The 13,458-nt window shown below is 69.3% G+C and carries 15 protein-coding genes and 1 pseudogene; 6 read left to right on the top strand and 10 right to left on the bottom strand.

Annotated elements, in window-relative coordinates; all coding sequences use genetic code 11:
* The 8 genes and pseudogenes from INE98_RS05930 to INE98_RS05965 all read right to left on the bottom strand — a co-directional run.
* A pseudogene (locus INE98_RS05930) lies at nt 1–396 on the bottom strand (heme lyase NrfEFG subunit NrfE); the annotation flags it as partial.
* The gene (gene ccmE, locus INE98_RS05935; protein ID WP_293537349.1) at nt 393–869 is read right to left on the bottom strand and encodes a cytochrome c maturation protein CcmE; all 477 of its coding nucleotides are present in this window, start codon (nt 867–869) and stop codon (nt 393–395) included. The pseudogene INE98_RS05930 and the gene ccmE, both read right to left, overlap by 4 nt.
* Complete coding sequence (gene ccmI, locus INE98_RS05940; RefSeq protein ID WP_293537351.1) at nt 866–1,948, bottom strand: c-type cytochrome biogenesis protein CcmI; 1,083 nt, start codon at nt 1,946–1,948, stop codon at nt 866–868. Before ccmI ends, ccmE begins: the two co-directional genes overlap by 4 nt.
* 40 nt (nt 1,949–1,988) lie before the next feature.
* A complete protein-coding gene (locus tag INE98_RS05945) occupies nt 1,989–3,368 on the bottom strand; it encodes a sensor histidine kinase (RefSeq protein ID WP_293537353.1) in 1,380 nt (459 codons plus the stop codon).
* 3 nt (nt 3,369–3,371) lie between these two features.
* Nucleotides 3,372–4,043, bottom strand: coding sequence for a response regulator transcription factor (locus tag INE98_RS05950; RefSeq protein ID WP_293537355.1), 672 nt, complete (start codon nt 4,041–4,043; stop codon nt 3,372–3,374).
* Between the two features lie 4 nt (nt 4,044–4,047).
* Nucleotides 4,048–4,371: a PepSY domain-containing protein gene (locus INE98_RS05955; RefSeq protein WP_293537356.1), complete on the bottom strand. Its 324-nt coding sequence runs from the start codon at nt 4,369–4,371 to the stop codon at nt 4,048–4,050.
* A gap of 45 nt (nt 4,372–4,416) precedes the next feature.
* Nucleotides 4,417–5,349: a J domain-containing protein gene (locus INE98_RS05960; RefSeq protein ID WP_293537358.1), complete on the bottom strand. Its 933-nt coding sequence runs from the start codon at nt 5,347–5,349 to the stop codon at nt 4,417–4,419.
* 157 nt (nt 5,350–5,506) lie between these two features.
* Nucleotides 5,507–5,971 carry a YcgN family cysteine cluster protein gene (locus INE98_RS05965; protein ID WP_293537360.1) on the bottom strand — a complete coding sequence of 155 codons (465 nt, stop codon included), beginning with the start codon at nt 5,969–5,971 and terminating at the stop codon, nt 5,507–5,509.
* A gap of 78 nt (nt 5,972–6,049) precedes the next feature.
* Here INE98_RS05965 and INE98_RS05970 point away from each other — a divergent pair, with 78 nt between their 5' ends.
* From INE98_RS05970 to INE98_RS14530, 5 genes are all read left to right on the top strand, one after another.
* Nucleotides 6,050–7,855 (top strand): ABC-F family ATP-binding cassette domain-containing protein, encoded by a 1,806-nt coding sequence (locus INE98_RS05970; protein ID WP_293537362.1) that lies wholly within the window; start codon nt 6,050–6,052, stop codon nt 7,853–7,855.
* A 494-nt stretch (nt 7,856–8,349) separates the two neighbouring features.
* Complete coding sequence (locus tag INE98_RS05975; protein WP_293537363.1) at nt 8,350–9,360, top strand: ABC transporter substrate-binding protein; 1,011 nt, start codon at nt 8,350–8,352, stop codon at nt 9,358–9,360.
* A gap of 3 nt (nt 9,361–9,363) precedes the next feature.
* A complete protein-coding gene (locus INE98_RS05980; RefSeq protein WP_293537365.1) occupies nt 9,364–10,113 on the top strand; it encodes an ABC transporter ATP-binding protein in 750 nt (249 codons plus the stop codon).
* A complete protein-coding gene (locus INE98_RS05985) occupies nt 10,110–10,877 on the top strand; it encodes an ABC transporter permease (RefSeq protein ID WP_293537367.1) in 768 nt (255 codons plus the stop codon). Before INE98_RS05980 ends, INE98_RS05985 begins: the two co-directional genes overlap by 4 nt.
* Before the next feature lie 285 nt (nt 10,878–11,162).
* Entirely contained in the window at nt 11,163–11,711 is a 549-nt protein-coding gene (locus tag INE98_RS14530; protein ID WP_367120169.1) for an NUDIX domain-containing protein, read from the top strand.
* A 99-nt stretch (nt 11,712–11,810) separates the two neighbouring features.
* Here the strand turns inward: INE98_RS14530 and INE98_RS05990 are convergent, their stop codons facing one another.
* A complete protein-coding gene (locus INE98_RS05990) occupies nt 11,811–12,026 on the bottom strand; it encodes a helix-turn-helix transcriptional regulator (RefSeq protein ID WP_293537368.1) in 216 nt (71 codons plus the stop codon).
* Between the two features lie 3 nt (nt 12,027–12,029).
* Nucleotides 12,030–12,524, bottom strand: coding sequence for a DUF2975 domain-containing protein (locus INE98_RS05995; RefSeq protein WP_293537369.1), 495 nt, complete (start codon nt 12,522–12,524; stop codon nt 12,030–12,032).
* A gap of 106 nt (nt 12,525–12,630) precedes the next feature.
* Here INE98_RS05995 and INE98_RS06000 point away from each other — a divergent pair, with 106 nt between their 5' ends.
* Nucleotides 12,631–13,179 (top strand): nuclear transport factor 2 family protein, encoded by a 549-nt coding sequence (locus INE98_RS06000; protein ID WP_293537371.1) that lies wholly within the window; start codon nt 12,631–12,633, stop codon nt 13,177–13,179.
* Nucleotides 13,180–13,458 lie beyond the last annotated feature (279 nt).

Consider the following 13,458-nt stretch of genomic DNA (forward strand, 5'->3'; position numbering starts at 1 on the left):
GATCACGCCCTGGACCGCGACAGCAGTGGCCTTGAGCTCGCGCGGAAGCGCCCGGCCCCGGCTGGCGAGCACGGCGCCGAACCCTGTCAGCGCGATGTTCCACAACAGCATGGAGCCTTCATGGCTGCCCCAGGCGGCGGACACCCGGTAGAGCAGCGGCTTCTCGGAGTGGGAATTGGCGGCGACGTTCATCACCGAGAAGTCCGAAATGACAAAGGCGTACACCAGGGCGGCGAAGGACAGGGTCAGGGCGCCGAACCCCGCGAGGGCAGCGCCCTCGCCCCCACCCGCCAGGACGACCGAACGACGCAAGCGACCGGCCACGGAAAGCCCGACCTGGGCGAAGGACAGGACCAGGGCCAGGACCAGTGCGAAGGCGCCGAACTCGACGATCATGGCGTGGCCCTCGCCTCTTCGCCGCCGCGCCACTCGCCCTGGGCCTTCAGGGCGTCCGCCACCTGCCTTGGCATGTAGGTCTCATCGTGCTTGGCCAGGACCTGACGGGCCTCGAACACGCCGTCCGCCCGGAAGGCGCCTGTGGCCACGATACCCTGACCTTCCCGGAACAGGTCGGGCAGATCCCCCTGATAGTGAATGCGGTCCACGGCGACGTTGTCCCGGACGCTGAACTCGACCCGGCCGTCGGTGTGGTGCAGGACGCTTCCGTCCACGACGAGACCACCGAGCTGGACGGAGCGGCCGGGCGGCGGCTTGGCGGCGTCCGCCTGGCCGGGCGTGTAGAAATAGGAGATCGAGTCCCCGAGCCCCCAGAGCGTGAGGCCGGCCGCCAGGGCGAGGATCGGCGCGATCCCTGCGATGAGGGTCAGACGGCGCCGTGCGCGGGGAGATCGGGGCAGCCAGCCTTTCATTTCATGGGCTCCGTTTGAGCAGCCTGCTCGAGTTGCTCCAGAACCTGCGTCTGGCCGGCGTATCTCTTCCTCGCGCTGGCCAGAGCGGCGTCGCGGCGGGCGACATCGCCGAGAACGGCGTAGGAGCGCACCAGCCGGATCCAGCCGTCGGGGTCATCCGGGTTCGACTCCAGGCGTTCGGCGAGCCCCGCCACCATCCTGCCGATCATGTCGGAAGTCGGCGTCCCGGAAGCGGGCGCAGCCGGTGACCGGGCCTCCTGGATGGCGTTGTCGATGTCAGCCCTTCGGGGATCGCCGGCGGGCAGCATGGCGCCGATGGCCTGAAGGTCGCGCACAGCGCCTTCCGCATCACCCGAGGCCGCCCGGCCCCTGGCCAGATGGAAGCGGGCCGCCAGCGCCCCCGGGTCCAGCCGGACCGCCTCTGAAAAGGCCTCGCGCGCCTGGGGCGTGACCTCTCCCTCCGAACGGCTCAGGAGGCTCAGGCCCAGCATTTCCCAGAGGTCGGCGCGCTCGGGCGCAAGGTCGAGGGCGCGCCGCAAGGCCCGGGCTGCGGCGGCCGGATTGCCCGACTGCGCCTCGGCGAGGGCCAGGAACCGGTACCCTTCGACTTCCGGGCGGGTCTCGAGGGTCTGACGAAGCACGGCCGCCAGCTCGGCCGGGCTCAGGTCATTGAGGGAGCCCGTGCGCCAGGCCTCTATACGCTGGGCCAGAGGCTGGTCGGCCTGTCCGGGCTGACCCAGAATGAGATAGGCCCCGAGCGTGGCGAGACCGACGCCCCCCACCACGGCCAGAAGGAGGGGGCGCTGGCCTGCGGGCGCTGTCCAGCCGGGCGCGGAGGCGTCGGCGGCGACAAGCAGGCGCCGGCCGGCCTCGGCATAGGCGGCCTCTTTCTCGCCCGGCTCCATGAGGCCGCGGTCGGAGAGATCATCGATCTCGGAAAGCTGGCGTCGGTAGACGTCGAGAGTCGGATCGGCTGCGCCTGTCTGCGGCGCAGACCGGGCGGCCCGGAGGAGGATGACTGCCGCAGCAGCGGCCGCCAGGAGCCCCGCCGCCGTCCAGAAAACGACCATGGACGCCATGTAGCTGTTTTGCAGCGTCTGTGCGAGGGGTCCCCGGCCTTCAATCCGCCGCACGGGGCAAGGTCACCCGGGCCCGCAGGCCGCCGGACGGCGAGTCCCCCAGATCGAGGGCGCCGCCATAGGCCCGGACCAGATCGCTGACGATGCTGAGGCCAAGCCCCGAGCCGGGGGCGGACTCGTCGAGACGGCCGCCGCGCTCAAGGGCGCGCCGCCTCTCGTCGGGGGCGAGTCCCGGACCGTCGTCGTCGATTTCCAGGACCAGGCTGTCCGGCCCCACCGGCCGGGCGCTGATGGCGATCCGGCGTCCCGCCCACTTGCAGGCGTTCTCGAGGAGGTTGCCGATGATCTCCAGCAGGTCCTGTCGCTCGCCGAGGAATTGCAGGTCGTCCGATGCATCCCATTCGATGACCACGCCCCTGTCCTGGTGCAACCGCCCGAGGGTCCGCACCAGGTCATCAACCGCCTCCGCCACGGGGGTGGCCACCCCGGCCCCGGGGTGACGGGCGGCCGCGCGCGCCCTTCGCAAATGATGGTCGACCTGGGTTCGCATGACCTGGGTCTGGGCGGCGACCAGGGCGGCCAGGCCCTGCGCATCCCGGGTGGAGGCGGTGGACAGGACCGTGAGGGGTGTCTTGAGGGCGTGGGCGAGGTTCCCCACGTGCGCCCGCTGGCGCTCGAGCGAGTCCCTGTTGTGCCGGACCAGCGCGTTCAACTGGTCGGCCAGAGGGGTCAGCTCCGCAGGGTAACGGCCGGCCAGCTCGTCCGCCCGTCCCGCCCGCAGATCGGAGATTTCCTGGCTGAGGGCGAAAAGGGGGCGAAGACCCAGTCGGACCTGAATGACGACGGCCGCCACGAGGCCCAGGGCGAGGAGACCGAAGACGGCTGCAGTGGCGGCGAAGAAGCGCTGGACATCGGCGTCGACGGGGCGACGATCCTCCGCGGCCAGGACGATCACGGGCCCGTCGGCGCCGGGGAGAACGAGCCGTGTGGCGCGGATTCGCAGCCGCTGCCCCCCGGGACCGGCCGCCGCGTAGCTCAGGGCGCCGGAGGTCCGGACCTCCAGCTGACGGAGGGTCTCCGGCGACAGGGGAAGTTCAGTGTCCCACAGGGACCTTGACCGGGCGAGAACCAAGGACCCGGCCTCATCGCGAACCCGGGAGACCTGCCAGTACCGGCCTGAATAGACCCGCCTTGTCCTCAGGTCGCCCAGATCGCGGACAGCGACCCCGCCGGCGCGATCGGTCTGGGCTGCGGCGGCGAGGCTGTCCGTCAGGTCCGAGAGGCCCTGGTCAAAGCGCCTCAGGGCCGCCTGTTCGAAGAGAAGGCCCAGCAGTATCGCCGACGCAGCCAGGACGGCGGTCGACCAGACGGCCGCCAGAAGGACCAGCCGACGGACCAGGGAGGGTGTCGAGGGGGCCAAGGATCAGTCCGCCGGCCTGCCGGCCTCAAGTCGGTAGCCCAGGCCCCGCTGGGTCACGATGCGCTCAGGACCGATCTTGCGGCGCACCCGCCCGATGATGACCTCCATGGTGTTCGAGTCCCGGTCGAAGTCCTGATCGTAGAGGTGCTCGATCAGCTCGGTCCGGCTGACCACCCGCCCGGCGTGCATCAGGAGATAGTGCAGAAGGCGATACTCAAGGGACGTCAGGCGCACCGGCTCCCCGGCGAGGGTCACCCGCGCCGCGCCGGGATCGAGGACAAGATCGCCGCAGGCGAGGCTGGCGTTGGCCCGCCCCGCCGACCGTCGCAGCAGGGCCCTCAGACGTGCAAGAAGCTCCGGGGTGTTGAAGGGCTTGGTGAGATAGTCATCGCCCCCGGCGTCAAAGCCCGCGACCTTCTCCGACCACCCGTCGCGGGCGGTGAGGATCAGGACCGGCGCCAGGACGCCGCCGGCCCGCCAGCGCCTGAGGACGGCGACCCCGTCGAGACGCGGCAGACCGAGATCGAGCACCACGACGTCATAGGGTTCGGTTTCACCCAGGAAGGCGGCCTCTTCTCCATCCCTCGCAAGGTCGACGGCGTAGCCGGCCGCAACCAGGGAGCGCCTGAGGCTCTGCGCCAGGTCCGGATCATCCTCGGCCAGAAGGAGGCGCAAGACCTCAGCCTCCCCTTTGGTCGAGGATGCGCCCGCTCCGGGCGTCGACAATGAACACCACCACCCGGTTGTCCTGGGTCCGCCAGGTGACGAGGTAGACCGGGCGACCGTCGACGGTCTCGCCGAAACGGGTGTCGAGATGGTCTCCCGGGGTTCGCGCCGCGATGACGTCGAGAACCTGCGAGAGAGGCGCCAGGCGACCATCGCGGACGGCGTCGAGCGCCCGGTCCTGGTCGGGACGACGGACCGGCCCCTGGGCTTGCGCCGAGGGGCCGGCCGCCAGCAGGACGCCGGTCGAAAGGAGAAGGAGGGCGACTCTCCGGTGCATGATCACGTCCTGCACGACCCAGGCTGAATGCGAAATGAACCCGACTCAGCGGCGACGCGGGACATAGGGCCGCTCTTCGCGCCACCGCGCAGCGAAGGCCTCGAGCTGAGGGTCCGGCGCATCGGGCAGCATGAGCTGCACCCTGGCGATCAGGTCCCCGCGGCCCCCGCGACCATCGGCAAGGCCCTTGCCCTTGAGGCGGAGGGACTGACCCGAACTCGCCCCTCGCGGGATCGTGAGGCTGACCGGCCCATCCGGCGTGGGCGCCTGGATCCGTCCGCCCAGCACGGCGTCGGGGATGGAAACGGGGAGGTCCATGACCAGCTGCTCCCCATCCCGGCGGAAGACAGGGTGGGGACGGATGACGAGCTCGATCAGGGCGTCTCCCTTGCCGCCGCGGCCGGGCTCTCCGTGGCCTCTGAGACGCAGGGTCTGGCCCTCCACGGCGCCAACCGGGATGGTCACATCGAGGGTGCGGCCGTCCTGGAACGAAATCCGCTTCTTGGCGCCCAGTATGGCCTCTTCGAGGTCGATTTCGAGCCGGGCGCGAACATCCGGGCCGCGCGGGGCGAACCCCGGACCCGATCCGGGGCCGGCTCCTGGTCCCGCGCCGCTGCGCCCACCGGCGCGGCCGGTCCTCCGGCCGAACATCTCGCCGAGGATGTCGCCGAAGTCTGACGCGTCAAATCCGCCCGGACCACCCCCGCCAAACGGGCCTCCCTGGCCCGGTCCGGCAAAGCCCCGGAAGACCTCCCGGCCCTCTGCGTCAATCTCGCCCGCGTCGAACTTCCGCCTCTTCTCTGCATCTCCCAGGAGATCGAAGGCGGCGCTGACCTGCTTGAACCTCTCCTCGGCGGCCTTGTCGCCGGGATTGGCGTCGGGGTGATGCTTCTTGGCCAGCTTGCGAAAGGCCTTGCGGACTTCATCGGCCCCGGCGCTGCGCGGAACGCCGAGCACCTCGTAGGGATCTCGCGCCACGGGGGTCACCTCAGTCTGGGAAATTCACACGCTCGAAATTAGGGTCGGACGTGGATCGTACAAGAGCAAGTGTTGCCAGAATGTCACTTCCGGTGACATGAGGAGCTCAGCCCCGGCGGCCCCTCTCCACAAGCAGGTCGGGCGCGGCGTGATCTATTCAGCCCCGGCGGCCCCTCTCCACAAGCAGGTCGGGCGCGGCGTGATCTATCATGTCGGCTTCATCCTCCAGGTCCGTCTCGCTGATCGTCTGGCCGCGGACGGAACCGCCCGCCCTGTGGACGCTTTCGGGTTCGCCGCTGATCAGCGGATGCCAGTCGGCGAGGCCCCGGCCCTCATGGATCCGCCGGTAGGCGCAGGACTTCGGCATCCAGCCCAGTTGCGGAATGACCGCCGGCGTGAGGGCGATGCAGTCCGGGACCTCACGCTTCCGGTTAGCGTAGTCCGAGCAGCGGCAGGAGGCGGCGTCGAGCAGGCGGCAGTGCACGCGAGTGGGGATGATCTCGCCGGTGTCGGCGTCCTCGAACCGGATCAGGCAGCACAGGCCGCAACCATCGCAGAGGCTCTCCCACTGCTGTGGCGTCATGCGGTCGAGGGGGGTGGTCTCCCAGAAGGGGCGGCTCATGTCGCCTGTCTAGCCCCAGGGTCGAAGCGGCGCCAGTCCGGGGGTTGGAGGCCGGGCCCCTGGGCGGTAAGGGGGGCCATGAAGCCCCCCGTCCTCGCCCTTCGGCAGGTCCGCCTCGCGGACGGCCCCCGAATGCTCTTCGACGGCGTGGACCTGGCGCTGGAGCCCCGCTGCCGGGCCTGCCTGGTCGGACGCAACGGAGCGGGCAAGACCACCCTCCTGCGCATCCTGGCCGGCGAGGTGGAGGCGGACGAAGGCGAGCGGACGCTGGCGCCTGGCCTTCGCATCGCCTGGGTTCCGCAGGAACCGGTGATCGGCGGCCCGACCGTCCGGGACCACGTGGTCGCCGCCGGCGCCGCACCGCACGAGGCCGACGCCGCCCTCCAGACCTTTGGCCTCGACCCCGGAAAGTCCAGCGAGGGCCTGTCCGGCGGCGAGGTCCGGCGCGCCGCCCTGGCCGCCGCCTTCGCCCGGGACGCGGACGTCCTGCTGCTGGACGAGCCGACCAACCACCTCGACATCCCGGCCATCGCCACCCTGGAGTCGGAGATCGCGGCCAGCCGGGCGGCCGTCCTGCTGGTCAGCCACGACCGGGCCTTCCTGGAGCGGGTGTCGGACCGCTGCTTCTGGCTGGAGGGACGCCGCATGCGCCGGCTGGACCGCGGCTTCTCGCACTTCGAGGCCTGGGCCGAGGGCATCGCCGCCGCCGAGGCCGAGGACGCCCGCCGGCTCCAGAAGCGGCTTGAGCAGGAAGAACACTGGATGCAGCGCGGCGTGACCGCCCGCCGGGCCCGCAACGAAGGGCGACGACGCGCCCTCCTTGAGTTGCGGGCGGCCCGCGCCGAACGCCTGCGCGACGTCCGGGGCCAGATGAGCCTGGAGGCGGTCGCTGCGGAGGGCTCGGGTCAGCGGGTGGCGGAGGTCCGGCGGATCTCCAAGGCCTGGGGCGGCCGGACCGTGATCCGCGACTTCTCCACCCGTATCCAGAAGGGCGACCGGGTCGCCATTGTGGGGCCAAACGGGGCTGGCAAGACCACCCTGGTCCGAATGCTGGTGGGCCAGCTGGAGCCGGATTCCGGGAGCGTGAAGCTGGGAACCGGACTGGAGGTGGCCTACCTGGACCAGAGCCGGGCCGAGCTGAAGCCGGACATGACAATGCGGGACGTCCTCGCCCCGCTGGGCGGCGACCAGATCCTGGTGGGCGGCAAGCCCTGGCACGTGGCGGCCTACGCCAAGTCCTTCCTGTTCACCGAGGCGCAGCTGCGCCAGCCGGTGCGCAGCCTTTCGGGAGGCGAGCGTAACCGCCTCCTGCTGGCGCGGGTCCTGGCCGCGCCGTCCAACCTGCTGGTGCTGGACGAGCCGACCAACGACCTCGACATGGACACGCTGGACCTCCTTGAGGACGCGATCTCCGAATATGCCGGGACCCTGCTCCTGGTCAGCCACGACCGGGACTTCATCGACCGGCTGGCGACATCGACCATCGCCCTGAACGGGCGGGGCGACATCGTAGAGACCCCCGGCGGGTGGAAGGACTTCGAAGCCCAGAACCCGGGCTTCCTGGGTCCGCCCGCCCGAGCCGCGGCCGGTCCGCGCGAGGCCGCGCCGGCCGCCGGGCCTTCGCCTGTGGCGGCGCGGCCGGGAAAGCTGTCCTATCGCGACCAGCGGCGCCTGGAGGCGGCCGAGGCCCTGGTCGCCAGCCTGCCGGAGCAGATCCGGGACCTGGAGTTGCGTCTTTCGGATTCCGGCTTATACCGCCGCGATCCCGGCGCCTTCGAACGCCTGACCGCGGAGCTTGAGGCGGCGCGCTCCCGCCTGGAGACGGCCGAGACCGAGTGGCTGGAACTGGAGGAGCTCAAGGCCAGCCTGGCCTCCGGCGGCTGACCCTCAGGGTTCCTGTGGAGATCGGCCACGAACTGGATTCGCTCACGAAATTCGCGTCATCCACCGACCTTCCACAGTTCGCTCACAGCCTGTCCACCACCTCGCCCACGCGCGGCGGATCAGGAGGTCTTGCCGGGCGGGCGGGCCGGTGAGAGCGTGGGGACGTCGAGAGGCGACGCGCGGTGAACGGAAGGGGCGACCTGGACCGCGCCGGGCGGGAGAGCCGGATCGGAGCGGACGGCGGGGGCGACCCTGCGGGAGGCTCAGGATCGCGGTTCCGGGCGCGGCGGAACCTGCGGGGCGACCTGCAGGACCTCAGCCGACCCGCCTCGGGACTCAGATCTCCCAACGGATCTGAAAGAGGGCGGCGGACCGGGCGACCGGTGCGTCGCCCTCTTGCCGTGGGCCCCTTGCAAAAGGGGACCTTCGCGGTTGCCTTCCCCTGAAAGGCGCCTAGTTTGCCGGGGTCCCTGAAGGATCCCGGAGGTCGCACCATGAAGTTCATCCGGACAATCGCCATCCTGGCCGCCGCGGGCCTGGTCTGGGCCTGCTCCCCGCCGAAGGAGGCGGCGCAGCCGGGCGGCGAAGCCGGGGTCATCCGCTTCGCCACGGACTGGCGGGCCCAGGCCGAGCAGGGCGGCTTCTATCAGGCCCTGGCGACAGGCGAGTACGAGAAGCGCGGCCTGAAGGTGCAGATCGTCCAGGGCGGACCCGGGGTGAACGTCCCCCAGCTTCTGGCCGCAGGCGCGGTGGAGGCCGGGATGGGCTCCAACAGCTTCATCGTCCTCAATCTCGCCAACCAGGGCGCCCCGATCCGCGCCGTAGCCGCCATGATGCAGAAGGACCCCCAGGTCCTGATCGCCCATCCGGACCAGGGGATCGAGCGGATCGAGGACCTCAAGGGCCGGCCGATCCTGCTCTCCGACGCCTCGGTCACGGCCTTCTGGGTCTGGATGAAGTCGAAGTACGGCTTCGAGGACGCCCAGATCCGCAAGTACACCTTCAACGCCGCCCCGTTCCTGTCGGACAAGTCGGTGGCCCAGCAGGGCTATCTGACCAGCGAACCCTACACGATCGAGAAGACCGCCGGGCTGAAGCCCAGGGTCTTCCTGCTGGCGGACAACGGCTATCCCTCGTATGCGGCCATGATCCTCTTTCCCCAGGCCCTGATCGACAAGGACCCGGCCAGGGTCCGCGCCTTTGTGGAGGCCAGCGCGGCGGGGTGGAAGTCCTACCTGACCGGCGACCCCAAGCCCGGAGACGCCCTGATCCTGAAGGACAACCCGGAGATGACCCAGGACATCCTGGACCAGGCCCGGGAGAAGATGCGCCAGTACGCCCTCGTCGAGGGCGGTGACGCCGCCAGCGGCGGGGTCGGGGTCATGACGGACGCGCGCTGGAAGGCCTTCGCCGAGATGGCCATCGCCCAGGGCGTCTATCCGAAGGACCTCGACTACACCAAGGCCTACACTCTCGACTTCGTCCGGCCGGCGGCGGGGAAGTAGGCGGTGAGCATCGCCGCCGCCCTTGAGGACGTCGAGGTCGACTATCGCGGGCGGGGTCGCGCCCTGGGCCCGATCTCCCTGGCCGTGGCGGAGGGCGAAATCATCGCCCTGGTCGGACCCTCGGGCTGCGGCAAGTCCACCGCCCTGCGCCTCCTTGCGGGGCTGGAGCCGGCCAGTCGCGGCCAGGTGCGCCGGGCGGCCGGACGCGGCGAGACCTCCGTCGTCTTCCAGGCCCCGACCCTCGCCCCCTGGATGAGCGCCGGCGCGAACGTCGCCCTGCCCCTGGAGCTGGCGGGGACGCCGAAGGCGGAGGCCCGGAGCCAGGCGGCCGAGGCCCTGGCCAGGGTCGGCCTTGCGGGGACCGAAGGCTCACGCCCGGCCCAGCTTTCGGGGGGTATGGCCATGCGCGCCTCCCTCGCCCGGGCTTTGGTGACCCGCCCCCGTCTGCTGATGCTGGACGAGCCCTTCGCCGCCCTTGACGAGATCACCCGGCGGACCCTGGCCGACGACGTCCTGGCCCTCTGGTCCCAGACCCGTCCGGCCATCGTCTTCGTCACCCACAATGTCGAGGAAGCGGCCTACATGGCTGAACGCATCGTGGTCCTGACCCGGGGGCCCGGTCGCATCGCAGGCGAGGTGCGGGTGGAGGCGCCCCTGCCCCGGCCGCCGGGCTTCCGGACCTGGCCCGTCTTCACGGAGGCGGCGGAGACAATCTCGGCCCTGCTGGCCCGTGGGGCGGAGGCCGGACCATGAACCGGCTGACGGACACCCTTGCGCCGCTGGGGCTGATCCTGCTTCTCCTCGGAGGCTGGGAGCTGGCTTGTCGCATGACTGGCGTGCCGGCCTACTTCCTGCCGCCTCCGTCGCAGGTGGCCGTGGCGGCCGTGGAGGGCCTGCCGGTCCTGGTTCCGGCCGCCTGGAACACCCTCTCCGTAGCGCTTGTCGCCCTGGCGCTGGCTGCGGCCTGCGCGCTTGCCCTCGCCATCCTCGTGGGGCTGAGCCCGCTCATTGAACGGGCCGTCCGCCCTCTCGCCTCCGCGCTGCAGGTCACCCCTGTCGTCGCCGTCGCGCCCCTGATCCTGATCTGGGCCGGGATCGACCACCCGGAGCGGGCGGTCATCGCCCTCGCCGTGCTGGTGGCCTTCTTCCCCATCTTCTCCGGCGCGGTGACGGGGCTGCGGTCTGCGGACCCGGACCTCGAGCGCCTGTTTGACCTTTACGGGGCCAATCGCCTGCAGAGGGTGATGCGCCTCCGCCTTCCTGCCGCAGTTCCCTTCCTGATGGAGGGGCTGAAGGTCGGCGCGGGACTGGCCATCATCGGTGCGGTCGTGGCGGAGTTCGCCGCGGGGTCGGGCGGCGTGCGCGGCCTCGCCTGGCAGATCCTGGATGCAGGCAACAAGCTCCAGACCGACCGGATGATCGCCGCCCTGCTGGTCCTGGCGGTGATGGGAGTGGCCGTGCACGCCGGCCTGGAGCGCCTGGAGCGGGCGGGCCTGCGCTGGTGGCGCGGCCGTTAAATGTTTGATTCTGCTCTCTGGTGATGCTGTTTGCCTTCAGGCTTGAAGGGTTCTTTATGGGCCAAGTCCTAAATTGGGGCGCCGCAACGACTAAGATGGATACTCCCGCAGGCCCCAGGTATGCCCACTCGACTGCGCGACGGTCGCAGGGGAAGCCGCCGAGGCGTCCGCACGCTCAGCGACTGCGAGCCCAGATGTCACTGAAGCCTGTCGCGAGCCCGCCCCACTGGGAACCGGGGTGACGCCTTTGGACCCGACGGATCATGCTACAGGATTTGCTTTTGCATGAGGAAAGTGCGCGCGACCCCGCCCTCCTCTGAGCCGCGTGTCATTTTCAGCACGACAGTAGATTGGGGCGCTTCACGTCTCCAGCTGCAGCTCGTGCTTTCGGATACTCCTCCACCTGATGCACTGCTCACGTCGGTGCGAGGTGTCGTCTTCCAAAGAGGTAAAGTGGTGATGGTGACAGATCCCGATGGATCCTTCCATGTGATGCCCGGAGGACGCCGGGAGACTAGCGAGGATGAACAGCGGACCCTGCGTCGGGAAATTGCGGAGGAGACTGGATACTCGGTCGCAGCCGCGACCAGGATAGGCCATCTGGCGTTCGAACATCTCACGCCCTGTCCACCTGGCTATCCATATCCATATCCATCCTTCATCCAGTCGTTGTTCGTTGTAGAGGCTGGCGCCTTTCGGCGCGCCGCTATCGTCAGGGATGGGTGGGAGACGAGTTCCAGACTGATCAGCATCCAGGCGGCCCTCTCCAAAGTGCGGCCAGACCAACGGGTTCTTCTTCGGGCCGCGATTGATCGACGCACACCCTGCGCATGATCTGATGTTATGCGAGGCGGCAAAGCAGACGATATTCTTACACCGGCAGGGGACGCCTCTCTCCGCCGCTCGCAGGTCCCATCATTGACGTGGGAGCGGTCAAACCTCGTCGGTATCGACGAATTCGAGCAGATCGCCCGGCTGGCAATCAAGATGTTTGCAGATCGCCGCGAGTGTAGCGAAGCGGATGCCCTTTACGTGCCCTGACTTAAGCAGGGAAAGATTGGCCTCGGTGATACCGACATATGCCGCCAATTCCCGTGACCGCACCTTGCGCCGGGCCAGCATCACGTCCAGTCGCACGACAATCGGCATACGTCAGACAATCGAACGGTTGTCGCGGTCGATCCGCACCGCCTCGGCGATCAGCGCGGCGACGGCGAAGAAGGACAAGCAAATCACCAGGAGAAGGACATCAATCATCCTCAGGGTGATGGCCACCCCGTGCGGAACCAAACTCGTCAGCGATCCCAGGGTCGGCGCCGCGACGACGATGAACATCGATCCGCTCGCGAGCGCCGCAAAGCGATAGAACCCCGTCACGATCTCGCGGGTGAAGGGAAAGCCCCGTTCGAGCGCGCCGAGCACGCGTTCGAGCTGCAGCAGGGCTGCAAACAGGCCCATCGCCCCGATAAGCATTGCAGCTTCGACCCACGGGTTGCCGCCCGGACCTGCGCGGAGGACTTCGACGACGGGGTTGGGGGGCCTTAGCCACATGGCCAGATAGAGCGCGACAAGACTGATCCCCAGGACCTGCACGACGCGTCGAACCCGCCGCACAGTCGGCGCGCCGGACCATTGAGCCCTCTCCATCTTGACATTCCTTTATGTAAAACAATAAAAGTTTGTTGAATGGAACATTGCCTGCCGGTCGCGCCCTGCGTCAAGGGTCACGCCCAGGTACGAAAGAGAGGAGAGCATGATGCGTGAACTCATCGTCGCGGGAAGTCTGGTCCTGCTGGCGCTGGCCCCGTCAGGCGCGGTGAATGCCCAACCCGCACCTGCGGCGACCATGGCGCAGAGCGACTCGGCCGAGATCGGTGCGGTCATCAAGCGCTTTGACGCAGCGATCCGCGCGCAGGATCTTGAGGCGCTCAAGTCTGTCTTCCATGAGAACACGATCAGCTGGCGCGCAACCGGGCATCCCTCCTCCCGCGCATGGATCGAGAAAGCGACGAACACCCCTGTCGCCGCCCTCGAAGACCAGGGAGCTCACCAGCTCATCGGCGCCCCGGAGGTGAAGGGCTCAGCGCTTGCCGAGCGGTTCGGTCCGCCGATGATCGTCAGCGACGGCCAGCTGGCGACAGTGACCTTCCGCTACGCCTTCACGGAGAACGACAAGGTGACCAACTGGGGCGCGGAAAGCTGGCAGATGATCAAGGGTGACAGCGGTTGGCGGATCGTGAACCTGCTCTTCTCGTACAATCTGCAGAACGTGGCGCCGATGCCGCTTGACCACCTGAAGTGAAGGCGGCTCCCCGACCCGCGCCAAACCGTCTGCAAAGACGCCCGGCGTGTCCTGCTGACCCGACCCGCCTCTCCGGGCCCTGAGAGCCGGCTTGGGTGTTCACCGAACCGGGGAGGACCATCCTGAAGATCGGGATCGGCTCCCTGAGGTCGCAGGGCGGAGCCTTGATGCGGGCAATACGATCAAGTCCGACCGGAGGATCGCCGCCCTGGCGCTCCTGGCCACAATGGGGGGGCCGTTCAGGCCGGCCCGGAGCGCGTGGAGCGCAGGAGGGTGGCG

Source organism: Phenylobacterium sp., from assembly GCF_020253645.1.
In the GTDB taxonomy this organism is placed as follows: Bacteria; Pseudomonadota; Alphaproteobacteria; order Caulobacterales; family Caulobacteraceae; genus Phenylobacterium.

Bases quoted from the DNA above. Each gene is read 5' to 3' on its own strand.
- ccmE (WP_293537349.1), bottom strand. From the start codon at position 869: ATGAAAGGCTGGCTGCCCCGATCTCCCCGCGCACGGCGCCGTCTGACC.
- ccmI (WP_293537351.1), bottom strand. From the start codon at position 1,948: ATGGCGTCCATGGTCGTTTTCTGGACGGCGGCGGGGCTCCTGGCGGCC.
- INE98_RS05955 (WP_293537356.1), bottom strand. From the start codon at position 4,371: ATGCACCGGAGAGTCGCCCTCCTTCTCCTTTCGACCGGCGTCCTGCTG.
- INE98_RS05965 (WP_293537360.1), bottom strand. From the start codon at position 5,971: ATGAGCCGCCCCTTCTGGGAGACCACCCCCCTCGACCGCATGACGCCA.
- INE98_RS05970 (WP_293537362.1), top strand. From the start codon at position 6,050: ATGAAGCCCCCCGTCCTCGCCCTTCGGCAGGTCCGCCTCGCGGACGGC.
- INE98_RS05975 (WP_293537363.1), top strand. From the start codon at position 8,350: ATGAAGTTCATCCGGACAATCGCCATCCTGGCCGCCGCGGGCCTGGTC.
- INE98_RS05985 (WP_293537367.1), top strand. From the start codon at position 10,110: ATGAACCGGCTGACGGACACCCTTGCGCCGCTGGGGCTGATCCTGCTT.
- INE98_RS14530 (WP_367120169.1), top strand. From the start codon at position 11,163: ATGAGGAAAGTGCGCGCGACCCCGCCCTCCTCTGAGCCGCGTGTCATT.
- INE98_RS05990 (WP_293537368.1), bottom strand. From the start codon at position 12,026: ATGCCGATTGTCGTGCGACTGGACGTGATGCTGGCCCGGCGCAAGGTG.
- INE98_RS05995 (WP_293537369.1), bottom strand. From the start codon at position 12,524: ATGGAGAGGGCTCAATGGTCCGGCGCGCCGACTGTGCGGCGGGTTCGA.
- INE98_RS06000 (WP_293537371.1), top strand. From the start codon at position 12,631: ATGATGCGTGAACTCATCGTCGCGGGAAGTCTGGTCCTGCTGGCGCTG.